Annotated in this window: 25 protein-coding genes; 14 read left to right on the top strand and 11 right to left on the bottom strand. The window is 50.8% G+C overall.

Going from position 1 to position 26,320, the window contains the following annotated elements:
• Positions 1–584: 584 nt before the first annotated feature.
• Together NY07_RS18090 and NY07_RS18085 are read left to right on the top strand one after the other, a co-directional pair.
• On the top strand, positions 585–1,007 hold the full coding sequence (locus NY07_RS18090) for a hypothetical protein (RefSeq protein WP_033540767.1): 423 nt from the start codon (positions 585–587) through the stop codon (positions 1,005–1,007).
• Between the two features lie 147 nt (positions 1,008–1,154).
• A complete protein-coding gene (locus tag NY07_RS18085) occupies positions 1,155–1,907 on the top strand; it encodes a hypothetical protein (RefSeq protein WP_033540766.1) in 753 nt (250 codons plus the stop codon).
• Between the two features lie 16 nt (positions 1,908–1,923).
• Here the strand turns inward: NY07_RS18085 and NY07_RS19555 are convergent, their stop codons facing one another.
• Complete coding sequence (locus NY07_RS19555; RefSeq protein WP_161783174.1) at positions 1,924–2,088, bottom strand: hypothetical protein; 165 nt, start codon at positions 2,086–2,088, stop codon at positions 1,924–1,926.
• 444 nt (positions 2,089–2,532) lie between these two features.
• Positions 2,533–3,276, bottom strand: coding sequence for a DUF481 domain-containing protein (locus NY07_RS18080; RefSeq protein WP_033540765.1), 744 nt, complete (start codon positions 3,274–3,276; stop codon positions 2,533–2,535).
• A gap of 222 nt (positions 3,277–3,498) precedes the next feature.
• Between NY07_RS18080 and rpsF the strand changes: the two genes are divergently transcribed.
• From rpsF to rplI, 4 genes are read left to right on the top strand one after another with little or no spacing between them, the layout of a single operon-like run.
• Positions 3,499–3,909 (top strand): 30S ribosomal protein S6, encoded by a 411-nt coding sequence (gene rpsF, locus NY07_RS18075; protein WP_033540764.1) that lies wholly within the window; start codon positions 3,499–3,501, stop codon positions 3,907–3,909.
• An 8-nt stretch (positions 3,910–3,917) separates the two neighbouring features.
• Entirely contained in the window at positions 3,918–4,223 is a 306-nt protein-coding gene (priB, locus tag NY07_RS18070) for a primosomal replication protein N (RefSeq protein WP_033540763.1), read from the top strand.
• A gap of 12 nt (positions 4,224–4,235) precedes the next feature.
• Positions 4,236–4,463: a 30S ribosomal protein S18 gene (gene rpsR / locus NY07_RS18065; RefSeq protein ID WP_011867078.1), complete on the top strand. Its 228-nt coding sequence runs from the start codon at positions 4,236–4,238 to the stop codon at positions 4,461–4,463.
• A 27-nt stretch (positions 4,464–4,490) separates the two neighbouring features.
• Positions 4,491–4,943 (top strand): 50S ribosomal protein L9, encoded by a 453-nt coding sequence (gene rplI, locus NY07_RS18060; RefSeq protein ID WP_033540762.1) that lies wholly within the window; start codon positions 4,491–4,493, stop codon positions 4,941–4,943.
• Positions 4,944–5,232: 289 nt separating this feature from the next.
• On the opposite strand, the gene NY07_RS18055 is transcribed toward rplI, so the two are convergent.
• Positions 5,233–7,437 (bottom strand): S46 family peptidase, encoded by a 2,205-nt coding sequence (locus NY07_RS18055; protein ID WP_033540761.1) that lies wholly within the window; start codon positions 7,435–7,437, stop codon positions 5,233–5,235.
• A 116-nt stretch (positions 7,438–7,553) separates the two neighbouring features.
• On the opposite strand from NY07_RS18055, the gene dnaB reads away from it, so the two are divergent.
• The 3 genes from dnaB to NY07_RS18040 all read left to right on the top strand — a co-directional run bounded on the left by dnaB (position 7,554) and on the right by NY07_RS18040 (position 11,477).
• Positions 7,554–8,960: a replicative DNA helicase gene (dnaB, locus tag NY07_RS18050; RefSeq protein ID WP_033540760.1), complete on the top strand. Its 1,407-nt coding sequence runs from the start codon at positions 7,554–7,556 to the stop codon at positions 8,958–8,960.
• 155 nt (positions 8,961–9,115) lie between these two features.
• Complete coding sequence (gene alr / locus NY07_RS18045) at positions 9,116–10,192, top strand: alanine racemase (protein ID WP_033540759.1); 1,077 nt, start codon at positions 9,116–9,118, stop codon at positions 10,190–10,192.
• A gap of 13 nt (positions 10,193–10,205) precedes the next feature.
• Entirely contained in the window at positions 10,206–11,477 is a 1,272-nt protein-coding gene (locus tag NY07_RS18040; RefSeq protein WP_181404192.1) for a hypothetical protein, read from the top strand.
• A 25-nt stretch (positions 11,478–11,502) separates the two neighbouring features.
• Here the strand turns inward: NY07_RS18040 and NY07_RS18035 are convergent, their stop codons facing one another.
• Positions 11,503–11,967: a chemotaxis protein CheX gene (locus NY07_RS18035; protein ID WP_033540758.1), complete on the bottom strand. Its 465-nt coding sequence runs from the start codon at positions 11,965–11,967 to the stop codon at positions 11,503–11,505.
• A gap of 308 nt (positions 11,968–12,275) precedes the next feature.
• Between NY07_RS18035 and NY07_RS18030 the strand changes: the two genes are divergently transcribed.
• Positions 12,276–13,289: an NAD(P)H-quinone oxidoreductase gene (locus NY07_RS18030; protein ID WP_033540757.1), complete on the top strand. Its 1,014-nt coding sequence runs from the start codon at positions 12,276–12,278 to the stop codon at positions 13,287–13,289.
• Positions 13,290–13,586: 297 nt separating this feature from the next.
• Positions 13,587–14,021, top strand: coding sequence for a hypothetical protein (locus NY07_RS18025; protein WP_033540756.1), 435 nt, complete (start codon positions 13,587–13,589; stop codon positions 14,019–14,021).
• A gap of 133 nt (positions 14,022–14,154) precedes the next feature.
• On the opposite strand, the gene NY07_RS18020 is transcribed toward NY07_RS18025, so the two are convergent.
• The 5 genes from NY07_RS18020 to cutA all read right to left on the bottom strand — a co-directional run bounded on the left by NY07_RS18020 (position 14,155) and on the right by cutA (position 20,774).
• Entirely contained in the window at positions 14,155–15,192 is a 1,038-nt protein-coding gene (locus NY07_RS18020) for an aldose epimerase family protein (RefSeq protein WP_033540769.1), read from the bottom strand.
• A 119-nt stretch (positions 15,193–15,311) separates the two neighbouring features.
• Positions 15,312–16,478: a galactokinase gene (gene galK / locus NY07_RS18015; protein WP_033540768.1), complete on the bottom strand. Its 1,167-nt coding sequence runs from the start codon at positions 16,476–16,478 to the stop codon at positions 15,312–15,314.
• A gap of 401 nt (positions 16,479–16,879) precedes the next feature.
• A complete protein-coding gene (locus tag NY07_RS18010) occupies positions 16,880–18,508 on the bottom strand; it encodes a cation:proton antiporter family protein (RefSeq protein ID WP_033540755.1) in 1,629 nt (542 codons plus the stop codon).
• Between the two features lie 140 nt (positions 18,509–18,648).
• Positions 18,649–20,454, bottom strand: coding sequence for a protein-disulfide reductase DsbD (locus NY07_RS18005; protein ID WP_033540754.1), 1,806 nt, complete (start codon positions 20,452–20,454; stop codon positions 18,649–18,651).
• Positions 20,451–20,774 carry a divalent-cation tolerance protein CutA gene (gene cutA / locus NY07_RS18000; RefSeq protein ID WP_033540753.1) on the bottom strand — a complete coding sequence of 108 codons (324 nt, stop codon included), beginning with the start codon at positions 20,772–20,774 and terminating at the stop codon, positions 20,451–20,453. The genes NY07_RS18005 and cutA overlap by 4 nt, the downstream gene beginning before the upstream one ends.
• 259 nt (positions 20,775–21,033) lie before the next feature.
• On the opposite strand from cutA, the gene NY07_RS17995 reads away from it, so the two are divergent.
• Entirely contained in the window at positions 21,034–21,633 is a 600-nt protein-coding gene (locus NY07_RS17995; protein WP_033540752.1) for an FxsA family protein, read from the top strand.
• Between the two features lie 52 nt (positions 21,634–21,685).
• Here NY07_RS17995 and NY07_RS17990 read toward each other — a convergent pair whose 3' ends face one another.
• On the bottom strand, positions 21,686–23,527 hold the full coding sequence (locus NY07_RS17990) for a protein kinase domain-containing protein (protein ID WP_033540751.1): 1,842 nt from the start codon (positions 23,525–23,527) through the stop codon (positions 21,686–21,688).
• 212 nt (positions 23,528–23,739) lie between these two features.
• Here NY07_RS17990 and NY07_RS17985 point away from each other — a divergent pair, with 212 nt between their 5' ends.
• Positions 23,740–24,084 carry a hypothetical protein gene (locus NY07_RS17985; protein ID WP_033540750.1) on the top strand — a complete coding sequence of 115 codons (345 nt, stop codon included), beginning with the start codon at positions 23,740–23,742 and terminating at the stop codon, positions 24,082–24,084.
• A 72-nt stretch (positions 24,085–24,156) separates the two neighbouring features.
• Positions 24,157–24,813, top strand: a complete 657-nt coding sequence (locus NY07_RS17980) for a thiopurine S-methyltransferase (RefSeq protein ID WP_033540749.1) — start codon at positions 24,157–24,159, stop codon at positions 24,811–24,813.
• A gap of 91 nt (positions 24,814–24,904) precedes the next feature.
• On the opposite strand, the gene NY07_RS17975 is transcribed toward NY07_RS17980, so the two are convergent.
• Entirely contained in the window at positions 24,905–25,921 is a 1,017-nt protein-coding gene (locus NY07_RS17975; RefSeq protein ID WP_033540748.1) for a porin, read from the bottom strand.
• Positions 25,922–26,320 lie beyond the last annotated feature (399 nt).

Genomic DNA, 26,320 nt, shown 5'->3' with positions numbered 1-26,320 from the left:
ATCGACGTCCGCAGATGCATCTACACCCGGTCATTTCATCTCTTCGATTGAACGGTATCGGAATTTTCTATGTGTCTGGTTAAAGTGCATTTGTTCTTGCCGTGGATCTTGTAGCGTTAACCGTCGCTGTTATCTATCGCCTGCCCGGCGGGGGATGTGCAAGCACTCTTTTGGCATGGTGAGTGAAGCGCAGCTTTGTGTTCACGAACGAGAGGTATGGATGCCGAACTGGCTGTTAAACAGGGATGTTGTTTGAATATATCCCTATACGCTTCACGGCGGTACTGACCTACATGGATGTTGGGAATGCCAAAAAATGTAGGGAACACTTTTGGCCATGCCGCCGAGAGCCAAAAGCGTGCTTACACCCATATCTAAACGTCTCTTCGATTTGGCTTCACTTGGCATCGGTAAATGATGTTGATTAATTTTGAGGAATGCTTTAACTGTATATGGGCCAAATAGTGATGGGTTAGTCTCTTCATCAGTTGGTTACATCGGTACTTGGAGTGTAAATTAATTATCGGCAGGGATTTATCCGGTAGGTTGGATAATATGCCACTAGCTGTAGAAAGGAGATCATTATGCAGTATAAAAACACTCAGCCTGGAATCGCGATGCTTTCAATTATGGGAATTGTAGTATTGGTGCTTGTCTTTGCTTCGGTAACGAAGCCTACCGAACCTATTGGATTTGCGTATTTAATTTTAGGTGTGCTTTCTATTCTTTTTTCATCATTAACCATTAAAGTGGAAGGTGGAGAAGTAAAGTGGTTTTTTGGTCCAAAATTTTGGAATAAATCAATAAAAATATCTGAAATCGAGTCGATCAAAAAGACAAGAACGAAATGGTACTATGGGCTTGGAATTCGTTTAATTTCAACTGGATGGTTATATAACGTTTCAGGTCTAACAGCTGTTGAATTAAAACTCAAAGATGGCACAACCGTTAGTTTGGGTACAAACGATCCTGAAAACTTAATAAAGGCTATTGAGCAAAGCAGCTAACAAGCCAAGTCAGCGGGAGTTATCCTTGATATCGAATGATAAAAGCAGCGTTCACCTATTTTGATAGCCTCTTAGGTTTGGCTTCATTGGTTACATTTTAAGATGATTTTTGCCGTAAGAGCAGTGCATTTGACAAGGAAGTAATTAATGAGATGGATTCTTACACTCTGGCTTACTCTGGTTTTTGTTGGTTGTTCGAATACTAGGATCGATGAACAAGCCAAGATTAGCCTAATTTCTCCAGATACTATTCTTTTTGACGGCTCTATAACACAGCAAAATGTAGCTGTTTTTGAAGAGCTGTTAAACGCTCAATTCCAACAAGTCGCTACAATCGTAATCAAAAGTGTTGGGGGGGATGTTTTGTCAGGTATTTACCTTGGTGAACTCGTTCACTCCCATCAATTGAACGTAATCATTAGAGGAGTATATGCCTCTTCTTGTGCCAACTATGTTGCGACCGCCAGTAGTAATGTCATAGTTGAAGAAGGAGCTGTACTTGGTTGGCATGGTGGTTCGCTGCAATCCTTATATGGAGGGTTTGAGCATGATTGGTTCGATTCGCTTTTTGCAGATAAAGAATCTTTTAAGGAATATCTTGCGGAGTGGCAGTTAAAGGAACGAGCCTTCTTTGAGAAAGTTGGTGTGAATCAGGCTTTGACAGTTTTGGGTATGGTGCCTGGACTAAAAGAAAAGCGAAATACGATGCTATATAGCCTTGATAAGCAGACACTAAACTTATTGGGAACGAGTATTAAGTATGTTGGTGAGCAAAACCTATTTGATGTCGAGGGAAATGAGGTTCTTCAGGTGTTTCAGCTATCTCCTCAACAGTTGCAAATGATGTTGAAAAATCATTCACTTCGTTTGGCTCAAGCCAGAGTATATGGAACGAATTGAGAAAAGATAATAATGTCTAAAACAGATTCGCTCCTGATTGATAACCGACTGACACCAGTAACGTCAAATCGAAGAGACGATAGATATCGGTGTAAACACGTTTTTGGCCTTCGAAATCAGGGATGATTTCGTAGAGCCCACAGGGAAGTGCTCGTGGCGTGCCAAAAACGTGTTTGCACATAAGGCCTGCGGCAGGCAATTGATACAACATCACGCCAAGGTTGGCTTAAACCTTTCAAATATCAAAGTCGGGTAGAAGCTACTACTATCTGAAAAGTAGTTGAAAACGACAGGCATCAGTAACGTTAAATCGGAGAGGCGTTGGATAACTAGTGTAGATACGCCGGTGAGCTTCCGAAACAGGGATGTTTCGGCAGAGCCTATAGGGATATATTCAAACAACGTACGTGTTTAAAGGCCAGTTCGGCATCCATGCCTCTCGTTCGTGAGCACGAAGCTACGCTTCACTCACCGTCTCACGGGCGTATCTGCACATGAGCCCACTGCAGGTGATAAGTAGACCATGAAGCTATGGTCTGAAGTCACCGAGCAAATATCAAAGTGGCTAGTGGCCACGACTGGCAAGTCAGATTAATTGCCCCATCATTTGGGGGCACTCAAACCTTTATTTAAAGGTGTAAAGCAGATTAAAGGTAGTAACGGTATCCGTCTGCTTCGAATCCTCGGGTACTACTTCTGTGTACTTGATATTCATGCCCACCTTAAACGCCCAGTCTTGAAACAGGGTGTTTTTGTAACTCATGTCCAGGGTGACAGTGCTGTTGTCCTCGCCAGTCTCGGCGGTGAGGTCGGCGTTGAAGCTAGTGTATTCGTGGATCTTCTGCTCGAATTTGGCGGCGGTACGCAGAATCACCTCACGCTCGGCTTCTGGGTCGGGGACCGACTCACTGACCTGAGGCAAGTTGTATCGATAACCTGGGCCCACTTCGAGACTCAACTTAGTGCTGTCGCCGCTGATGGCATCGAAACCATAACCGGTCGACACAGTCGAGATGCGGGTATAACTACCAAATCTGTCTTCGGTGAAGTCGCCACGGGCAAAGATATAGCCTGAGTAGATCTTGTAGCTCGACTGGAGCTGGACATCATATTTTTCTGATGTGGTCTTTTCTGAGTCTGAGGCGAAGTACGCCTTGAACACCCCTTCCTGACGGAAGTTGTCTGTGTCGTAGAGTAGCTTGGTGCGGCCGTTGAAGCTGCTGGACTCTGTGTTACCCGTGTTGATCTGCAGCCCCGCTTCGATCTCTGCTGAGAAGTCGCTAGGGGGTTCCTGATAGTCCGGGGGCACGAGCGCCCAGGCACTGTGGCTAAGGCCGAGTGTGAGAAATAAACTTGTTGCTCTTAACATTATTTTTATTTTTTGCACGCGTCTAGAACACAAAAATGACAGCGCACTATCATACCGTTTCACCGGGCGATGGGCAAAGTGAATAACGAAAGATATTGCTTGAGTTTTGAGGTGTGAGCATGTACTATTCCGCGGCTTAATTCAGTCACTTTATTTAGTTCCTTGCCTCCATTTGGTCTGACTGAGCCAACAACGAGGCTAGATAACCGTAAGGAGCAAAAAATGCGTCATTATGAAATCGTATTTTTAGTTCACCCTGATCAGAGTGAACAAGTGCCAGGTATGATCGAACGTTACACGGGTATCCTTACCCAAGCTGGCGGTCAAATCCACCGTTTAGAAGACTGGGGCCGTCGTCAACTGGCTTACCCAATCATCGAATTGCATAAAGCTCACTATGTTCTGATGAACGTAGAAGCGACTGCAGAATCGGTTGAAGAGCTAGAAACAGCTTTCCGTTTCAACGACGCTGTTCTTCGTAGCATGGTTATGCGTACCAAAGGTGCCATCACCGAAGCTTCTCCAATGGCTAAAGCGAAAGACGAGCGTGATTCACGTCGTTCTAGCGAAGATCGCCCAGCTGCAGAAGCAACTGAAGCATCTGAAGAAGCCGCTGAAAACGCAGCAGAGTAAGTTTATTTGTGGCCACCAATCATTTGGTGTTGTCTGGAACCATAACCCGGTCCAGAAGCTTTAGTAGCCCGGCAGGCATCCCGCATTGCGTGATCATGTTGGAACACAAATCGCAGGTTTATGAAGCAGAGATGCTGAGAAACGTATACTGCCAGATACAAGTGATATTAAGTGGCGAACGCTTTAACAGCATCACAGACAAACTGAAAACCGGTGTGGATATTGAGGTTAAAGGCTTTATCGCGCTCCAACGAGGACGCAATGGTCAAAATCGCCTGGTATTACACGCTGAAAATGTCGAATTGAAAACTTAGGAGACTGTCAACATGGCACGTTATTTCCGTCGTCGCAAGTTCTGCCGTTTCACTGCAGAAGGCGTTACTGAGATCGATTACAAAGATATCGCTACTCTAAAGAACTACATCACTGAAAGTGGTAAAATTGTTCCTAGCCGTATCACTGGTACAAACGCTAAATACCAACGTCAACTGGCTCGCGCTATCAAGCGTGCTCGTTATCTTTCTCTACTGCCTTACACTGATCTACATCAGTAATAGCGCATCAATTTAGAGGAATTAATAATGAACGTTATTCTACTTGATAAAATCGCTAACCTGGGTAACCTGGGTGACCAAGTGTCAGTTAAAGCTGGTTATGCTCGTAACTTCCTTTTACCTCAAGGTAAAGCAGTTGTTGCTAACGCTGCTAACACTGAAGTATTCGAAGCTCGTCGTGCTGAACTAGAAGCTAAGCTAGCTGCTGAACTAACTGCTGCTAATGAGCGCGCTGAGAAAATCAACGCTCTTGAAGCTGTTGTTATCGCTTCTAAAGCGGGTGACGAAGGCAAGCTGTTCGGTTCAATTGGTAACCGTGACATCGCTGATGCAGTGACTGCTGCTGGCGTTGAACTAGCTAAGAGCGAAGTTCGTCTGCCACTAGGTGCTATCCGCACTACTGGCGAATACGAAATCGATGTTCAGCTTCACGCTGAAGTTAAGGCTGTTGTTAAGCTTTCTGTTGTTGCAGAAGACTAATACACAGTTTTAAACGATTAAAAGAAACACCGCGCTAATCTGATTAGTGCGGTGTTTTTTTATGCCTGCTCGTAAGGCCTACACCAATGACCAATTGTGAGTCGTTAGAAGCCATTAGCTATTAGTCATTAGATATAAGCCATAAGCCACAAGCCACAAGCGTAAGTGAGGGCATCAGCTAGCTTGCCTGAGAGGTGAGAGGCGAGAACTCAGAAGTTAGGCTGGCAAAAAAAATACCCGGCATGGCCGGGTATTTTTATTGCAGTAGACTCGATGAGTGTCTGCTGGCTTAGTTGCGTACCAGCTCCAGCTCGCTGATCAGGTTGTCGGCGTGATCCACCTCATCCATCATCCACAGAATGTAGCGGAAATCCACGTGCACGGCGCGGGTGATGGTTGGGTTAAAGAACCAGTCTTTGGTGATGGCTTCATAGGTGGAGTCAAAGTTGAGTCCCACCAATTCGCCCTTGCCGTTAAACACGGGTGAACCCGAGTTACCACCGGTGGTATCGACGCTGGAGAGGAAGTTCACCGGCACAGAGCCAAAGCTCTCAGGCTTGTCCAGACACGAGAAGAGGCGGCACAGCCAAGAGGCTGGGTCTTGATACACTGACTCGACCTTATGGCTGCCATAACGCTTGGCCTTGATGGCATCCAGTACCTTTTGAGGTGCATCGAAAGGCTCAACGCCAGTGTGCTTGGCGACTATGCCTTCCAGGCGAGTGAAGGGCTGCTTGTAGAGGGCGTCTTTCGACTGGTAACCATCCACCATGCCGTAGGTGATACGCAGGGTGCCGTTGGCATCTGGGTATACGGGCCAGTTGTTGGCCTTGTAGTAGGCGATAACGGCTTCCATGTAACCAGGACGCGCCTTAGACAGCTTACCGGCTAAGGTCTTCTTAGCCTTTTCCTGTGCCAGGTTTGTGTCGTACAGGGCCACGGCGATGCGGATGAAAGGATCGGCGCTGGTTTCAAACGCTTTCACATCGGCGTCCATCCAGGCCAGACGCTCGGCCTGATTGGTGAGGCCGGTTAGCGAATAGAGACCATCGAGCTTGTCGCTCAGGCTTACCTCCGGGTCATCCGATTTCAGCATGGCATCCAGCTCAGGTACGCGGTTGTCCTGGGCTAAATAAGCCTTGAGATCCTGCAGCCAGAGTGTCTTGTCGACGCTGATGACAAAGCTTGAGTCGATACGCTTGAGGCGAGCCTTGAACATCTTCATGTCGCGCTCTTGGTAGCCCTCTTCACGCTCGGCATCAGGCTTGGTCTTCTCTTTAGCCAGACGATAGAGGCGGTTAGCTGCGGCTAATAGCTCGCTGGACTGGGCATTTTCGAAGAAGTAGCGGGTCTGCTGCGCCTGGCGCTGCTCAACCAGCAGAGTCTCTAGCTGATCAAACTTAGCCTGATAGCTCTGGTATTGGCTGTCTGTGCTTAGCCACTTGCGGAAGTCGTCTTCGCGCGCCTGCTTGATACCGGCGATATCGGTGGCCTTAAAGCCATCGAGCAGACCGTTATATTTCTTCATGCGGTTGGCCATTGAGGCCAGGGTACCGGCGTACTTGATCTTGACGCCAGCGTCCTGTGCGCCCATGGCTTCAATGGTGTCGATACGCTGCTGATAACGCTCAGCAAGTGTAGGGTAGAGCCAGTCGCTGGCAAATTTTAGCTCGCTGGTGAGGCGGTAGCGACTGGTCGAGCCAGGGTAACCGGCCACGAATACGCCGTCGCCCGCCTTAACGCCGTCGGCGTTGATCTTCAGATAGCTCTTAGGCTTAAAGGGCACGTTATCTGGCGAGTAGGCCGCGGGCTTACCATCTTTGCCGACATAGGCGCGCAGGAAGGTAAAGTCGCCCGAATGGCGTGGGTATTCATAGTTGTCTATGTCGCCGCCGAATGAGCCGACGCTCTTTGGTGGCGCATACACCAGACGCACGTCGCGAATGATCAACTGCTTGATCAGATAGTATTCCAGGCCATTGTGGAAGCTGCGCACCGAACAGCGATAGTTGTCATCGCTCTCACACTCTTTAATCAATGCCTTACGATTGGCTTGGATCTCTTCGTAGCGCTTTAGCGGGTCGTCGCTGAGATCTTTAGTGACCTGCTGGCTCACATTGGTCACCGCCTCGGTGATATAGAGTCGCTCGTTAGGACCGGCAGAAGGTTCGTCCGCTTGTTTGCTCGCCAGGAAGCCATCGGCGATATAGTTATGCTCTTTTTTGCTGTTGTATTGAATCGCACGGTAGGCGCAGTGGTGATTCGTCACAACTAACCCTTGGGGGGATACGAAACTGGCGGTACAATACCCGAGTCCGACAACTGCATTCATCGGATATTGCGTCAGATCGGCAAGTTGCTTTGCTGGAATTTCGATACCGCGTTCGCTCAGCTTGTCGGCGATCGAAGGCATTTGATACGGTTGCCATTGCCCTTCATCGGCAATCACAGCGCCAGATGACAGCATTAAGGCTGCAACCAATGCTTTGCGCATGTTTATTCCTTAATTATTATGTGTAAGTTTGTAGGACGAACAGGTTAAGCGCCTGTTTCTGCTTGACCCCGGTTTTATACCATATTTTGCCTAATCGTTGGAAATTTGGAGAGTTAATGTCACAGCAAGGTGGATTTCAGGCTAAGAAAAAGCCTAGAGATATTCAGATCGATGCATTGAAGATGCCGCCACATTCGATTGAGGCCGAGCAGTCTGTGCTCGGTGGCTTGATGTTGGATTCAGAAGCCTGGGATAAGGTGGCTGAAGCCGTGGTGAAGGATGACTTTTATTCCCGTTCCCATAAGATGATCTTTACCGCCATGGAGTCTTTGGTGGCGGCAGGTCAGCCAATCGATCTGATCACCGTCTCCGAACAGTTGGAACTGGAAGATCACTTAGAAGATGCCGGTGGTTTCGCTTACTTAGGCGAGATCGCCAAAAATACTCCAAGCGCGGGTAACATTCTCTCCTACGCTGCCATCGTGCGTGAGCGCGCCGTGGTGCGTGAGATGATCAAGGTTGCCAACGAGATCGCCGATGCGGGCTTTAACCCCGAGGGGCGTAACTCCAGTGAGCTGCTGGATCTGGCCGAGAGCAAGGTATTTAAGATCGCCGAGCAGCGCGCCAATGCCAACGAAGGCCCTGAGGGGATCAAGACCATCCTCGAGAAGACGGTCGATAAGATCGAGGCGCTGTATAACAACCCCCACAACGGTGTGACCGGGGTGTCCAGCGGCTTTGGCGATCTCGATCGCATGACGGCGGGTTTCCAGTCGGGTGACTTGATCATCGTCGCGGCGCGTCCCTCTATGGGTAAGACCACCTTCGCCATGAACCTGTGTGAACAGGCGGCGCTACACGAAGACAAGCCAGTGCTCATCTTCAGCTTGGAGATGCCCTCGGAGCAGATCATGATGCGTATGCTGGCCTCTCTTGGCCGGGTGGATCAAACCAAGATACGTACGGGTCAGCTCGACGATGACGATTGGGCAAGGGTCTCCTCGACCATGGGGATCATGCTCGAGCAGGGCAAGATGTATATCGATGATGGCTCGGGCCTGACACCGACCGAGGTGCGTAGCCGTGCCAGACGTATTGCCCGCGAATATGGCGGCCTGTCGATGATCATGATCGATTACCTTCAGTTGATGCAGGTACCCGCTCTGTCCGATAACCGAACGCTGGAGATCGCCGAGATCTCACGCTCGCTGAAGGCCTTGGCTAAAGAACTCGAGATCCCAGTGATCGCGCTATCGCAGCTTAACCGCTCTTTGGAGCAACGTGCCGATAAGCGCCCAGTAAACTCAGACTTGCGTGAATCAGGCTCTATTGAGCAGGATGCGGATTTGATCATGTTTATTTATCGCGATGAGGTGTATAACGACGACTCAGAAGATAAGGGCACCGCGGAGATCATCATAGGTAAGCAGCGTAACGGCCCCATCGGGCGTGTGCGTTTGACCTTCCAGGGCCAGTTCTCTCGTTTCGATAATTATGCCGGTCCGCAGTTCGAAGAAGATTAATCCGATTCATACCAATCACAATGAGTGAGCTGTTATCTATTGCGCTTGGTACAAGCTCATAGGGTGAGATTAAACTTGGTTTAAACTGCCCTATGGGTCGCTATTTTGCGTTACCCTCATCAGAGTCTCGACGTTATTAACATTAAGGTTATTGTTTGAAACCCTTTCCCCGAGCAGAGATTAGCGGCGATGCGCTGAAGTCTAATCTGCAGCGATTACGCCAATTGGCCCCCCAGAGTAAGGTGATGGCCGTGGTGAAGGCCAACGGTTATGGACACGGCCTGTTGAATGTGGCCAAGTGTCTCAAGAGCGCCGACGGTTTCGGTTTGGCGCGCCTGGAAGAGGCGCTGGAACTCAGGGCTGGCGGGGTGATGGCCAAATTACTGCTGCTCGAAGGCTTCTTTCGAGCAAGTGATGTCGCGACCCTGGTCGAGCACGATATCGATACCGTGGTGCACCATGAATCTCAGCTGGAGATGCTAGAGGCCGCCGAGCTGACTAAGCCTGTGACCGTCTGGATGAAGATAGATACCGGCATGCACCGCCTGGGCTTTACCTTAGATCAGTTTGAGGCCATCTATCAGCGGCTAATGGCCTGTCCCAACGTGGCTAAGCCTATTCATCTGATGACCCATTTTGCCTGCGCCGATGAGCCGGACAATTCAGCCACCGCTGAGCAGGCACGCCGCTTTACCCAATTAACCAAGGCGTTGCCGGGGGATCGCACCCTGGCGAACTCGGCTGCCACCCTATATTGGCCTACCACTCAGGCCGATTGGATCCGCCCAGGGATAGCGCTCTACGGCGTGTCGCCGGTCGTTGGCGATCTTGGTCGCAACCATGGTCTGGAGCCAGCCATGGAGCTGGTATCGCAGCTTATCGCGGTGCGTGATCATAAGGCTGGCGATCCGGTCGGCTACGGCAGTTACTGGCACGCCAAACAAGATACTAAACTAGGCGTCGTCGCCATAGGCTACGGCGACGGTTACCCCCGTAATGCCCCAGAAGGTACACCTGTGTGGGTTAATGGCCGTCTGGTGCCTGTGGTGGGGCGCGTTTCTATGGATATGTTTACCGTCGATCTGGGGATTGATGCCACAGACAAGGTAGGGGATACCGCCGTGCTTTGGGGGAAGGCGCTGCCGGTGGAAGAGGTGGCCGAACATATCGGCACCATCGCCTATGAGCTGGTGACTAAGCTCACGCCTCGTGTGGCCGTTTGCCTCGAATAGTAAGGTGTCTGGCTTGTCATTTTTATTAGTCGGCGCCAATCGCAGCGCGCCGCGACTCTCTCGTTTTATCTTGTTACTGCTTACCCTGTCGCTGGGCTGTCATGTTCAGGCCAATGAAGATCTGGCGCCTCGTGTTCAGGTCAGCAGTCAGGATGAAGGTTTAGCGCCTGATTATGTGGCTGTGCCCTTTATCTTCTCCACAGAAAGCCTAAGTACCTCAGTGGGCGCTGCTGGGGTGATCAAACATGCCGGTCAACAACAGGCATCCTTATTTGCCATCGGGCTGGTTACGGCTAATGACTCCTGGGTGACCTATCTGGCCGCTAACGATTATCAGCTACCGGGAGTGACCAACTGGTTATTCTCGGCCGAAGTGTATCGTGGCCACTACAGTGAAGGGATCTATTACCTGACACCTCCTGAGGATACCTCGCCACAGCGGGTGGTGGCCCAGGGGGATGAATCTTTTGCCAAGCTGCACCTTAAATATGTGCTGCCTTGGGGACGAGGCGCCGACGGGGCGGCGGCGAGTCTGCGCCCTGCGAGCTCTGATAGCCTGAACTGGAACCCGCTGACCTCTGGGGTGAGTAGCGTTGAATTGACCCCTTTCTATAACCAGCAAAGCCTGCAAGGCTTTGAGTTTTTACCCGAGTCCGCCAAAGGCTTGGAGCTGGAGCTTGCCTGGGATAATCGTGATAACCGCGAAAACAGCAAGCGAGGTGGACGAACCAGCCTCACATTGACCCGAGACTGGGGCAGTGCGCGGCGTCAAAGCTGGACGACCTGGGAGTTTGAGCAGAGCCTCTATCTCTCATTAGGCCAAAGTGATTGGTTTGACTCTCGGGTATTGGCCGCCAACATTTACTTAGCCGATACCCCGACCTGGAATGATTTTGATGAGGCCAGTCAGCTCTATCATCGCCCACCGGGATTTGCTGGGGTTAGTCTGGGGGGATTTAATCGTTTGCGTGGTTATAGTGGCGATCAGTTTACCGGTCGCAGCGCATTGCTTTACGCCGCCGAATACCGAGTGCAACCTAAATGGCAGCCCCTTAAAACTTGGCCGCTTTTTAACCTGTTTGAGATCCCTTGGTGGCAATGGACGCTGTTTGCCGAGGTGGGTAAGGTGAGCGATGAATTTAGCTTAGATAGCTTGCACAGTCAGATGAAAGGCACCCTGGGTGCTGGCATACGCTTCGAGGTCGAGGGCGTGGTGGTGCGCACCGATTTGGCGTTTGGGGAAGAGGAAGGCCAGTTCTGGATCATGGTCAACCAGCCTTTTTAGGGCATTTTTCGGCTAAGGCTATCAGTTAGCCTTCGAAACAGATCTCAATATAGGCGGTGCCATAAAGACTGTTAAACGGCATGATGAGCTTTTGGCCGTCTGATTTGTGGGCTATGGTGTGGTCTTTACCCGATACCACTACGGGCGTTGCCATATCGAACTCATAGCCTTTGTCGCTTAGCAGGTTTTTGGCCCCGCCTGTGACCATATTGGTCAGCTCGCCAACGAGATCTGTGACCTCTTCATTGATACTTTCCGGTTTTTCCCCCAACATCTTGTTCATGATCTCTAAGATCAGGGGCTCTTCGAAGGTGATCGATAGCGAACCTTTGGTTTGCGGGCCGACCATGCCTATGAGGCCGGAGACATCACCCTTAGCCAGATTGTCTTTTTTCAGATTGGGCTTGCCGGGTTTTAGCTCTATGTTAGCCATAGTGTTGAGCACATTGAGCAGAGATTCGAGAAAAGGATTGATAAAGTCTACGTTCATCGCAAATGTGGCTCCTCATTGTGGTAACAGATTGAAGCATATCGGACTATAAGCTTAGGTGAGAAATAGCGTTAAAGCCTCTCCTCTTTGCACCACCATAACATAAAGCTTGGTAGGGGCGACAAGTGTTTTCTTGCTAACTCTTTAATGAGAAAGAAATTTGTGACGCCTTGACGGTTTTCGCTTTTCCAATTGTTCCAGTGTGGGGTTAGTTTGCAATACTTGCCCTTTACATGAGTTTCGCGCTAGCCTCTGCTCATCTTCTTTTTAGGGCGCCTAATACGGCGCCCCACGAGTCTGGAGCCTTTATGACCGCTCTTCCTTCTCGCTATACCCATATTCAATTTGCCGCCCCCGGCGGTCCAGAGGTGCTCAGTCTGGGGCAGAGCCAGTTGCCTGAGATTGCATCGGATCAAGTGCTCATTAAGGTAGAGTATGCCGGGGTCAATGGCCCGGATGTCGCGCAGCGTCGCGGTCTCTATCCACCACCACCAGGCGCCAGCGACATTCTGGGGTTAGAGGTCTCGGGTACCGTCGTCGCCTTGGGCTCTCAGGTGACAGCTTGGCAGCTGGGCGATAAAGTCTGCGCCTTGGTGCCTGGGGGAGGTTATGGTGAGTATGTGGTGACCTGGGCGGCGCACTGCCTGCCCATTCCGACTGGGGTGACCATGGCTCAGGCGGCGGCCCTGCCGGAGACCTTTTTTACCGTCTGGGGACATCTATTTATGCGCGGCGGTCTCAAACCCGGTGAGACACTGCTTATCCATGGTGGCTCAGGGGGTATTGGCTCGGCGGCAGTCACTTTAGCGAAACAATTCGCTGTTAAGGTGCTGGTCACTTGCGGGAGCCAGGAGAAGATAGATTATTGTCTGGGGCTCGGCGCCGACCAAGGCTTTAATTATCACGATGAGGATCTGCTGGCCCAGATAAAGGCGGCGGCGCCCCAAGGGGTGGATCTTGTGCTGGATATGGCTTCAGGGGATATGATCGATCTCAACCTCAAGGCATTGGCCATTGAGGGCAGGTTGGTCACTATTGCTCTGCAGCGTGGCAGGCGTGCCGATGTGGATGTAGCACTACTGATGGCAAAGCGCATCTGGTGGACCGGGGCGACCCTAAGGCCACAGTCTGTGGAGGCTAAGCAGGCGATTGCCCAAGGATTACTAGAGCAGATATGGCCTAAATTCGCCACGCCCCAAGGGGATAAATTAGTGCCTCATCTGTTTGCCGAATTTCCTTTGGGTGAAGCCGCTAAGGCTCACGCGCTGATGGAGTCGGGACAACATAGAGGAAAGCTAGTGTTGAAGGTGTCGTCAAATTAGTGCAAAAGCCCTTATCTCAATGGCGAATGCAGTTTTTTCACTTTGAGAAGAAGCGCGTCAGAAAAAACTTGAATAACTGATTTGATCGGCTAAATTCGTTACTAGTAAGTACCGAGTGAACATTTTGATAGCAATTGAATAAAATAGATCTATTTGGCTATTGATTTCTGGCGGTATTTATTAAAAATGTGTGGGCTATTGTCCAGAGGCGTTTCTGACGATGGCAGCGACTAAGCTAACAGTTGTCAGCTTTATAATTTTATATTGGTATGTGTTGATTTAAGGGTATTAGCATATATGTATGACACGTCTAAAGAACCTGTTTGGTATGGTGAACTTCGTACGGCTCGAGGTAATACTATCCTCATTCACGACAAAGAGTTTCCCGAGGCTACTGCGGGGCGAGTTTATCTCTATAACACGGTAAGAGATGCCGTGATTGAATATGCCGAGGACATCGTAAAGGTGAACTTGCATGACCTTACGGACGAGGAGCTTAAGGCAGCTAAAGCTGAATATGATGCAAACTGGTTAGCGACCCGAGCAGCTTTCATGCAGCAGCATGCGGGATGGGTTGAAGCGATACATGCTAAACCTGCGCCAGCGCCGAAAAAGGTTAAGATCGATCCCGAAGACAGTGCCAGCGATGATGACGACGATGATGTCGAACTCGAAGTCGATAGCCTGGATGACGGTTATGACGATTGGTCTGATGATGACGACCGTAACTAGGAGTCTCGCTTAGTCAGCCGCCATCTTTAGGTAAGAGGTTCTGGGCACTCTGGAACCCCTACCTAAAATTTTTATCTCTCTTCTGTTTGTTTTCCTATTCCAGCCTCGCGTTTGTTTCCGCGACGGTTATCGCTTAACCCACATCAAACTGATAGCGACTCATGTGGTGATATACCTCTCCTGGCATGAGCCAAGGTGTACCCGGAAGGCTTGGTTGATTAGGGGCATCGGGTAGCTGTTGGGGCTCAATACAGACCGCCTGATAAGAGGCCAGTGTCTGTCCCTGTTTCCCTTGCGTGCCGCCGAGGAAGTTACTGCCGTAGATCTGTACCCCAGGTTGATTGGTATAGAGGGTCAGACAGCGTCCCGAGTTCGGCGCGCTAATTGTGCCAAAGCGGCTTAGTGCCTTGCCATCATGATGGGGCGTCAGATAGCAGTGATCGATTCCTTGAGTCTCCTCGCTTGCCAGCTGCTTGCGCAGGTCGCCAAGTGCCTGACCTTCACGCAGATCCAGTGGCGTACCAACAACAGAGGCGATCGCCTGTGGGATCCCTTGGTCATCTGTGGTCAGGTAGTGCTGACTGTCACTCTGAATAAGATGCGCGGCGCTGCTGATCTCGCTGGCGCCTTCTAGGTTGAAGTAGCTGTGCTGGGTCAGGCTAATGGGGCAGGGCTTATCTGTGCTAGCCAGGATCTCCACGTATAGATTGTTACCCACCAAGCGGTAATCGAGCTGAATATTGGCGTTACCGGGAAAGCCCATGTCGCCATCTGGGCTAAACAGGCTGAGACGGACGCCATCATTTAGCTGGCCGATATGCCAAAGCTTGCGATTGAAGCCCTCACGGCCGCCGTGAAGACAGTTGCTTTGGTGATTGTTATCCAGTGAAAAGCGCTGACCATCTCTGTGCAGCTGGGCACCGGCGATACGATTGGCGTAGCGTCCGGCGATGGCGCCGAGATGGGCGTCTTGTGTCAGGTAGTCTTGGGCACTGTCACATCCTAGTACGATGTTGCCGCGTTCTCCGTCACGATCCGGCGTCCACAGGGAGCGGATAATACCGCCCAGGCTGAGGACTTCCAAGGCCAGCGTGCCATTGTCGATAATGACGCGCTCAATCTGGCCACCACGGGGATCGTTCCAGGCATCGAGTGGGCGAAAACGTACCATGATCATCTTTTCCTTAAGCGATTAAAGTTGGGCCCTATTGTATTATCTCGCCCTTTGACGAGGGGATGAATACGTATGCCAAACAGCGATTTAGAGCCCTTTAGTTTAGCGACTCGCTATCAGTAGAGTTCGTCGTCCAATCTGGAGGCGCCCTGGCTGGCCGAGCAGAGATAGACGCTGGCTTCTATGCCTGTAGCTGCCTGATATTCGCGCTCTACCGCCTCGACGACGGCATCGGTGAGGTCGTGATCCACCAGTGCGACCACGCAGCCACCAAAGCCGCCACCAGTCATACGCACACCACCGCGATCGCCGACCACGGCGTGGATGATATCAACCAGCTTGTCGATTTCTGGCAAGGTGATTTCAAAATCGTCACGCATGGATTGATGGGATTGAGCCATGAGTTCACTTAGCTTGGCGATGTTACCCGCCTCTAACGCGTGGGCGGCATTTTGGGTGCGGCGGTTTTCGCTTAGCACGTGGTGGGCGCGGCGATAGCTGACTTCAGGCAGCTGGGCTTTGGCGCTCTCCAGGGAGCGAAGCTCCAGATGACGCAGACTTTCAACACCAAAATGTTCGGCGACCTGATGGCATTGCTCACGGCGCAGAGATAATTCAGATTCCACCGGGCCGCGGGGCAGGTTGGAGTTAACTATGATCAGGCTAAGACTTTCTGGGATGGGGACTGGCTCACAGTCCAGGTCTTCGCAGTCGATCAGCAGTGCATGTTCCTCTTCGCCCATGGCGCTGATCATCTGATCCATGATGCCACTGGCGTAGCCAACATACAGGTTTTCGCCGCGCTGGGCCATTTGAGCGACCGCCAGGGGAGATAGCCTGAGCTGGCTGCAATCATTGAGAGCCGTACCAAAGGCCAGCTCTAAAGCCGCCGATGAGGAGAGGCCTGCGCCTAAGGGCACATTGCTCACTACCGCCAAATCTAACCCCTTGGCGGGCAAACCACTGGCCGACAGGGCTGCGGTAAAGCCTTTGAGGTACTTGACCCAGCTGTCGTGGGGATCCATTTCGCCCTCTTGGCCGAAGTGCCAGGTGTGGATCTGGCCTGGAAAGGCGTCGGACACGGCGCGGAATTTATCATCGTCACGCTGTTTCACGGCGATGACGGTGTGAAAATTGATGGCTGCTGGCAGGACGAACCCGTCGTTATAGTCTGTATGTTCGCCAATCAGGTTAACCCTTCCCGGCGCCTGATAGAGATCGTCGGCCGTGGTCCCAAAGGTCTGCACAAATAGTTTATTGGCGCGCTGTGCGGTATTCGACATTGGTGTTGAACTTCTCAGAAAAAAGTTAGCGTACTCTGCCCAGGTGGTGGCAGCCTTGTTCATGGTTGTTGCTACCATGAGTCATCCTTGTCATTTTTATATCACGTCTCACTATTTGATGTAACTGAGATTTGTTTGCTATGAACGGGAAAATGTTGTGATTTGACAGGATTTAGGGAAATCCGCTTTCGCTAGGCAGTCATTTAGCCTGTTTAGATGGGGATTCATTTGGTCTTTTGGCTGGGGCGCTATTTTAGAGCTATCTCTCAAGGGGAGAGGTAAGTGACTCTCCCCCTTTTATGCCTATGGCAGCACCGCATTGTACGTGCCACTTTTTCTCAGGCTGGCAAGTACACTCCCAGATGCATAAGATGCAGTATCTAGGAGTGTAGGAGGTAGAGTTAACTGCTGCTCTCTATGGGCTCGACAGGGATGTCGGCGTCATGTTGCTTGCCCGATTTAAGCTCGGAGATCACATGGTCGACAAAACCGGCACCGGCGGCCTCGTAGAGGTTAAACACGCTGTGAACCCCAGCGGCCTTGAGCGACTGGGCATCTTCGCTGTACTGTACGATGGCGCTGAGCTTACCTTGGTAATCCAGGCGTTTTAGTTGCTCTACCGCAAATTGATTACCCACATGGTGAGGCATGGCCAAAAGCACCAGCTCCAGGTTAGGGGCTCGGTCGAGTTTCTCCCAGAAGTCGGTATCCGAGGCATCGCCTTGCACCACGTTGCGCCCTTGCTCCCGGTGGAAGTCCACCAGTTCCTGTTTATGCTCAATGCCTAGGATCTCACCGTCAAACTGATTGGCCAGTTCGTCATAGGCACCGCTACCGATACGCCCCATCCCCAAGATAAGAAAGCGTGGATTGCCCACGGGGATCTGCCTGTCTTCAGGATGCAGCGGGTGTTTCTCCAGCTTCTGCAATCGGCTCTGAAATTTCTGATACAGGCGGGCAGAGGAGGCATTCAGTGGTGCGGCAAACAGAAAGCTCAGGCTCAGGGCCACGGCCAGGATCACCATCCATTGCTCAGGCAACCAGCCTTTGCTGGTGGCCACGGCGGCCACGATTAGGCCGAACTCGCTGTAGTTACCCAGGTTAAATGAAGTCATCAAGGAGGTGCGCGAACGCAACTTGAAGTGGGTCAGCAGATAGAGGAAGAGGACTATCTTTATCGGTACGACTAGCACTAAGAGCGCTGCGAGGCCGATATCGCTAAAGCTAGGTAAACCGTTGAGACCGACGGTGAGGAAGAAGGCCACCAGGAACAGTTCTTTAAAATAGAAGAGGGACTTAGCCAGCTCAGAAGACTTGGCATGGCCTGCCAGCAGGATACCAATAATAAGCGCGCCCAGATCTGGCTTGAGTCCCACCAGTTCGAACAGACCGGCGCCGACCACTAACGCCATCACCAGACCGAACAGCACCAGTAGCTCGCCGTGACCGACCTTATCGAAGGCCTTATAAATAAGCGGCTTGGCAAAGGGCAGCAGTAATAAGCCTAAGGCCCAAATAGAGGGAATATCCCCCTTGGAGATCGTCAGGAAGGCGACGGCAAAGATATCCTGCATGATCAAGATACCTATAGCGACGCGGCCATAGAGAGATTGCATGTCACCTTTATCTTCGAGCACCTTGACGGCGAAGATGGTGCTGGAAAAGCTCAGGGCGAAGGCGAGCAGGGCGAGTTGATTAAAGTCTAGTCCGCTCAGTTGCTCTAACCCCAATAGACCCAGGAGCTTTAGCAGGGGGACCAGGAAGATCATAGAGCCCATCAGATGCAGGCTGGAGCCCGCCCAGACCTCGGCCTTAAACAGGCTGCGAATGTCCAGTTTGAGGCCAATGGCGAACAGCAGTAGGGTCACCCCTAGCTCAGCCAGCTGTTCCAGCAGTGGCAGGCTACTCTCGTCGATACCAAAGAGAAACAGTGCAAAACCCGCGACCAGATAACCTATAAGCGGTGGTAAACCGATACGACTGACTAGCATGCCACAGGCTAAGGTGATGATGAGAATGGCGGGTTCCATGTTGCTCCTAAAGGTCCATGAGGTTGGTATACCCCTGATTGTATAAGAATTGGGTTAACTTTAAATGAAAAATTATCATTTTATGGCGTAATAAAAAGCCTCCCGAAGGAGGCTGTTATCTAATGTACTACGACGGCAAGCTATTGCCCTAGCAGATGATCCAGATGGGCTGCAAATTCAGCCGGCTTCATAAAGCCAGTGACTCTGAGATCGTCACGGATCTCGCCACTGGCATCGAACATCAGCAGAGTGGGAAGACCCAGTACATCATAATGCTCCAGCAGTTCGATATCGATAGCGTCATTTTTAGTCACATCTGCCTGTAGGAAGACCATCTGCGCCAGGCGTGATTGCACGTCCGGGTCGACGAAGGTGATATTCTCAAACTCTTTACAGGCGACACACCAGTCGGCGTAGAGATCCAGCATCACAGGTTTACCCTGGGCACTGGCGCTGGCCACCTCGGCCTTAAGCTCTTCGAGCGACTTAATGGTCTTGTGAGTCACGCCATGGCTGGCAGCGCCTGTTTGCATCTGATAGCCAAGGCTATTCATCACCGCCTGGAAGCCATAGGAGAAGCTGGCCAGCAGTGTGAGTAGCAGCAAGACTGAGCGCACCGTCTGCTTCCAGTTAAACTCGGTGAGCTTATTTTGGTGCATCAGGTAAGCGGTTAAGCTGATGCCCCACAGCGCCCAGAGAAGATCTGAAACCAGACCTGTCCAGATACGCCCTAGCATCACAATAGAGACGGCGATCAGCAGGAAGCCGAAGATTGTCTTAATCACATCCATCCAGGCGCCCGCGCGCGGCAGTAGTTTACCGCCAGAGGAGCCGATGATCAGCAAAGGTAAGCCCATGCCCATGCTCAGCACATACAGCGCCAGGAAGCCCTGCATCAGGTCGCCGGTTTGCGCCACATAGACCAGGGCACCAGACAGTGGTGCCGTGGTGCAGGGAGATGCCACCAGACCCGAGATGATCCCCATAACGAAGACGCCAATTACATTGCCGCCTTTTTGGTTGTTCGAGAAGCGGTTCATCTTCTCCTGCCAGCTCGATGGCAGCTTAAGATCGTACAGGCCAAACATGGAGAGGCTGAGTACGAAGAAGAGGATGGCCAGCACGATGAGCACCGCTGGGTGTTGCAGCGCGGCCTGGTATTTCATGCCCGCCGAGGCGACGATAAGCCCCAGTAAGGAATAGGTGATCGCCATCCCTTGGACATAGACCATGGAAAGGCTAAAGGCTTTAGCAGTCGAAAGTTTTTCGCCTTGGCCTACAATGATGCCCGACAGGATTGGGTACATGGGGAAGACACAAGGTGTCAGCGCCAGTCCTACACCTAGGCCGAAGAAGATCACTAAGGTCCACAGCAGGTTGTCGCCCGACAGCATCTGGCTGAGGGAGTCTTGTTGGGTGATCGGGCCTGTACCCGCTGGCGTGGTCGCGGCAGGCGCGGCCTTTAGCGCTTCCGGTAAAAGCCCCGCATTGGCGCTGACTTGGGTCAGAGGCGCGCTTCGCGTGGTGGGTGGGAAGCACAATTTACCCTCGGCGCAGCCCATGAAGGTGACCTTGATGTTGGATTCATTGGCGGCTTCTTTGAGAGCGACAGGGATCTCGACATAGCTATAATAGACCTCTTGCTCACCAAAATAGTCATCGGTGTGAGACTTACCCTTTGGCAGCTGGATCTCGCCTAGGGTCGCGCCATCGGCCTCAAACTTGAGTTTGTCGCGATACAGGTAGTAGCCGTCGGCGATCACCCAGCTTATCTTGACCAAGTTGCCTTGCTGCTGCGCATCGAAGACGAAGGCTTGATCCACCGGCATTAGCTGGGGTTCATCTTTAAGGAAATCAAACTTACTCTTACTGAAGATGCCTTCGCTTTGTGCCCCTGGGGCGACTAGCAGCAAGGTTGAGAGCAGGAGGAACAGTATTTTCTTCATGATAGTGTGGTTTCTTTTATCCATGCTAAATAGGCCGCTGAACCTGTGTGGATCTCTGTTGCGATAAGTTCAGGGACTTCGTAGGGATGTAGTGACAGTAACTTGTGTTCGACTTTTTCATAATGACGGGCGAGGCATTTTAACTGTAATACCACCTCAGCCTCCTGGCACACTTTACCTTCCCAGGTGTAGAGTGAGGTGACGGGGGCAGAGATCTGAACGCAGGCAGCCAACTTGGCCTCTATTAGGGCGTGTGCCAGAGTGTTGGCTGTGGCGTGATCTGGGCAGCTGGTGGTCACGAGTAAACATTTTTCCTGCATCTGGTATTTGGGCCCTGCTTGCTCATTCATCGGGAGTTAAGTTAAACGGGTTATACTGCACCGCGACAGTGTCACGAGTGCTGCTACTTTACGTGTTTTGTCGTCGACTTGCATTAAGCTATTACTAAAATAGTGAGCTTATCCTAAGTTTGTGGCGTCCTCAAAATCGCGCTAAAGTTGACCTGACTTGAAAGTAGACCCGTTCGCCCCCATTTAGTTTTCAATGAATTAGAAATTTACGTCAATTTGTGAGGTCAGTGTGTTTTTTATCCTATTGATAATCTTTGTTCTCATACCCGTTATTGAGCTCAATGTGCTGATCCGCGTTGGCGAAAGCTTAGGCAGTTGGACGACAGTGGGCCTGGTGCTCTTTACTGCCGTGGTGGGAGTTTCTTTGGTGCGCAGCCAGGGGATTCAGACCCTGATGCAGGTGCAACAAAAGTTAGCTCGCGGCGAAGCGCCGGGTAAAGAGATTGTCGAAGGCATGATGTTGGCGATGGCCGGCTTATTGCTGTTGATCCCAGGGTTTGTCACCGACTTTATTGGTCTCTTGCTGTTAACGCCGCTGACCCGTAGCCCAATAGCGGGTTTTCTTTATCAGCGTATGCAGATCAAGGTTAGCCAGCAGGGGGGCTTTCATGGTGGTTTTGGTCAAGGGCCTTTTGGGCCAAATGGCTCGGCCGGTGGCCGTTCACCGTTCGATCGCTCACCCTTCGATGAGCAGGGTAACACCTTCGATGGTGACTATGAGCGTAAGCCTGATCCCACAGATAAAGTCGATGAGGCCAATCAGTTAGACGACAAGCCGTCTAAAGCGGATAAATCGGCACAAGAGGATAAGGATCAGCCTAAGTCTTAATGCCTTTTGCTTGGCGCGTCGTGACATTTGGCGCGCTACTCAAGCTGCTAGGCTACTTCTGTGCAGATTGCTTTTCGAGTATCGCCTTGGGATTTCGCGGGTAGAAGCGATCAGCTTTCTTGTCGATATGCTGAAAACGGCGAGTATTCTTATAGGGCAGTTTCATAAAGCCCGAAACACCTTTTCCCTGAATTTTATCCACATGACTGAGGATCCTATCCAGGCTCGCCCTGAAGGCCGCCTGTTTACGCGGGTTTAACAGCCGCAGGTAGCTGTGGATCTTCATGTGGTTAGGGAGCACCTCGAAGATGATGCAGCCGGTGTGATGGATCTGGTTGATCCAGCCAAGCTCTGTCATGATCTCCTTGGGCAGCTCCAGGTTTTCATCCGGGTCGCGGCCATCTTCGAAATAGGAGTGTAGCCTGGATTTATCTTCCAGCGAGGGCACATCACCCACCTCAAAAGGTAACTGTTGATCCGGGCTTGGCCTGAAAGGCTGACTGGTATCATCGCGCTCTAGGTGCAGTGTATCTCGGGCGTTGAAGAAACAGGCCTTAAATACCCCGATTCGGTGAATGCCCCGCGCCAGGGTCACCATATTGTTGACCGCCAGGGTGAGCGCCGCCTTCTCCTCTTCGTTGTAGGTCGCGAGATTGGAGTCAATAAATACCCCAGACTCCTGCCAGTGGATTGCCAGGCCGCCCACTAAGGAGTATTGTCCCACCCGACTGACTGCGGCGATAAAGCCCTTTTCGGTATCTCCCATGCCCGCCATAAAGTTTCGGTAGTATTTCTCCAGTTGCAGATCGTCCATCTTCTCGATGGGCTCATCTTCGTTATGTTCCCGCAGGAAGGATTTGCGTGAGCTGTAGGTGACCGTTTCCACATCTTTAGCTTGTTTTAAGGTCCACACAGGGATCTCAGGCTGGAGCGGTGGGCTGGGCAGATCTGGTAGATGCAGGCGATGGCTGTGGCTCATGCTTTTGAGAAAGTAGTCGCCGGCGCGGTTACGGGTCTTGGGGTCGTCACTGAGCATGCCGTCTAAGGTTCGCGCAAGTTCAACGGGCAGGCCAATACTACTGGCGGGGATCACCTTGCTGCCAAAACGACTGGCCTGGCCTGAGGCCAGGGCATAGAGGGTCGCCGCTACCCCTTGTTCGTCAAATCTGGGGCTGGAGAGTGCGCCATTAAGCTGCTCTTCACCAATAAAGTAAACATCCCCCATGCGGGCATTGGTGTGTTGCTGGTCGCTAGAGAGCAGATCCATTACATTGCCGTTGACTGGGTTGCCGTCAGCGTCACGCTGGGCAAACACCGCCGAACCCCAGTCGATCAGCGACAGGTGGTCGCGCTCCATGTCATACACTAGGTTAGATGGCTTAATGTCGCCATGTACCAAGGGGCGACCATTGTGCAAATAGTTGAGGATCTGCGCCAGCTGCCTGGCAATACTGACGATGACCCGCACTGGCAGGGCACCGTGTTTGAGGCAGAGTTTGTCGAGATCTTCTCCCGGCGCCCTGGCCATCACCAAGATCCCCTGTTTGCCCACATGTTCAAACTTGATCACAGGTGGCACATTGGGATGGATCACCAGGGAGAGCATATAGGCTTCCTCTTCCAGCCTGTCCTGGATCTGCTGAGGCAGGGTGATGCGTGAGAATTTAAATACATGGGCCTGACCATGGCCGTTGATTCCGGCAAAGACGAAGCCATAGGCACCCTTACCGACTAATTCGATCTCTTGATAGCCAAGCTTGCTAAGCTGCTGTTTACAAAGTCTTATCCACGCCCTGTGTTTACGGGCATCATCGGCCTTGAGCAGGTAGATTGATTGCTCTTCCGAGATGTAAAAGTGTTGCAGTTCCGGGCTGGGTGCTTGGCTGTTGGGCATGAGTCATATCACTGAATGTTGATATGTTTTTATAACAAGAAGCGGCCATAGGGCACAATAGCTAGATTTTTCATCGCTGTGATTCCTAACCGATATTTTTGGATGAGATGTTGACCTATATCAATTCTGTTACATACACATACAGGTAACCTGAAGCTAATATAAAACTATGCTTCATTGAGTAAGCAATTTTGAACAGTGAGGAGGGCGAAATGACGGAACTGGATAAAGCCCTATTAATAGAGTTGTTGGAGTACCCGAGGAAGCGCATCGTACAGTCGATGGAGCTGAAGTTTTGTCCTCATGCTGGTTTTTTTAATAGTGTCGATCCCCAGTGTATCCACTGCCACCAGGGCATGGAATGTATCTGGATGAATCATAACGATGAGCTGGTGGCCGTCGAGCGTAAATCGGTGGAGGAGCTTAAGCAGCAGCTGTTGATTGCCGTTGATTTTATCGATTCCAGCTTGACCCCGCATCATCTGTCTCGCCGCAATTGTGAGTGTGAAAATTGTGTCTGGCTAAGACGGGTACAGAAAGTGCTGGATCTTCAATAAGCGCTAGCATCTGGAACCATGAGGTATTAGAGTACCTTGCATATTTAGACACTTGCATTTGCGGAGCTAACTATGCAACCCGGTTTCTGGCATGACAAATGGGCCTCTCAGCAGATAGGTTTTCATCTCGACGAGGTCAACACCCTTCTTATCGACTATTGGCCGCAGCTTAAGCTGGCTGCTGGTAGCCAAGTTTTCGTTCCCCTGTGTGGTAAAACCTTAGATCTTTGTTATCTGGCCGAGCAGGGGCTTGAGGTGATCGGCTGTGAGCTGAACCAAAGCGCGGTTGAGCAGTTTTTCAGTGACAACGAGCTGCCTGTAGAGCGCCAATCGAGTGGTGAGCATGAGTGTTACCGCACCGAGCAGGTGAGCATCTATCAGGGAGATCTGTTTCAGCTGCCAAAGGAACCGCTCGAGGCGGTAAGCGGATTTTATGACAGGGCGGCGTTGATCGCCTGGCCACCAGAGATGCGCCAGCAATATGTTGAGCACTTGGCCAGCTTGCTGCCACCTAAGAGTATTGGCTTGCTGATCACCTTAGATTATCCACAAGAAGCCCTAAATGGCCCGCCATTTGCGGTATCTGATGCCTGGATTTTGCAGCACATGAGCCCCTATTTTGAGATTGAGTGTCTGAGCACCCAAGATGTGTTGGCCGAGAATCCAAGGTTTGTGAAAAATCAGGTGCCTTGGTTGACCGAGTCTGTTTATCGATTGGTGAGACGTTAAGGGAAAAAGCTAACAGCGCAAATAGTGTGTGTTAAAAAGCAAAAAGGCGACCTTGGGTCGCCTTTTTTTATCTTAGCGCTAAGCGCCAGGATTAGAAGTCGTAACGTACACCTACAGTGAATACGTTTTCGTCTTCTAGGTCAGTTGTAAGACCGTCAATTTTGTAGTCGCCTTCGTACATCGCATAGTGGCCATAGACTAGCGTAGACTTAGCTACACGGTAGTCAGCACCGATGATGAAGTTAGTCACATTGATGTCAGAACCTTGTGGAGCTTGCTTAGAGTACTTACCGAAGCCTGCTTCATCTACACCGTATTCGGCTTTAATGTTAACGCCGTTCAGGTTGTAAGCCAGGTTAACCAGGTAAGTGTTGTTGTCGTCAGAACCATCTACAATGCTTTCAGAGTTCTGGAACAGACCGCCAACTTTAAAGTTGCCAACCTTGAATTGAACCACACCACGGTATGCATCAATGTTAGCGATGCCTTTGTTGTAAGCGAATGCTAGGTAGTAGCTTTGTTCTTTGAACTTCTTGTCACCAAGTGTTGCGCTGACTGCATACTGCTCTTCTGGATCTGCAACACCAGCTTGGTTGTTGTCTTCCATTAGGTAAGTAGCGTTTAAAGTCAGAATGTTAGCGATACGTGGTGAGTAGTACCAGAAGCCGTCAGCGCTACGAGTCTGTGCGCCTACTAAGCGGTCGATATCGGCGTTTGAGTTACCGAATAGGTCGATGCCACCTTCAGATTGCTTGAATACAGTGTCGTTACGACCTGCAAGCAGTGCACCAGCTGCGCCTTTAATACCTAGGAAAGTGTTACGCGCCTTGAATACGTCGCCTTTAGAAGAAGTATTCTCAACTTGGAACTCCATCTGGTAGATAACATCTACACCGTCAGAGATCTTTTCTGAACCTTTAACACCTAGGTTAGAGAAGTTGTTTTCGATAACAGTGCCGTCTTTACCTTCTTGAGTAGTGACACCAGTATCAGAATTGGTTAGAGATAGGTCCAAACGACCGTAGAAGTTAGGGCCATCGGCTAGCGCGCCGAATGAGGTCAGTGCAATAACAGATGCAACTGATGCAGAGATTAGAGATTTTTTCATGTGTTGTGCTCCCAAGAACTGAGTTCTTTTCCATTTTTTAATGGTTATTAACATAGTTTCCATATTTTGCTACGAGCGTCCGTTTTCGTAACAAAGTTGGCCAGAAGTTTACAGTTTTATGGCAGTAAGAGTGTGGCGCAGATCAAATTTCTGGTTATCCAGGTTAGCTTTACGAGGAATTTGTGACAGATCTGTCTCGTGTGTTTGAGAAACAGGCAATCCTTGTAAAATTAACGTGTTCAGACTACTCACAAAGGAGTAGTTCTGCGCCGTCTCCGTCATTAAACTGTAACTTATTAAGAGGTTGCTAAAATTGTAGGAGCTTTGATAGGAAATGCATAATAATGTTTAAAAAATGTGCGGTCACGCACAGTTGGAGAGAGTAATGGGCAAAAAAAA

Origin of the sequence: Shewanella sp. ECSMB14101 (assembly GCF_000773485.1) — a bacterium.
GTDB lineage: Bacteria > Pseudomonadota > Gammaproteobacteria > Enterobacterales > Shewanellaceae > Shewanella > Shewanella marisflavi.
Note: the sequence above shows the minus strand (reverse complement) of the source record. Positions and strands in the feature narration are given on the sequence as shown.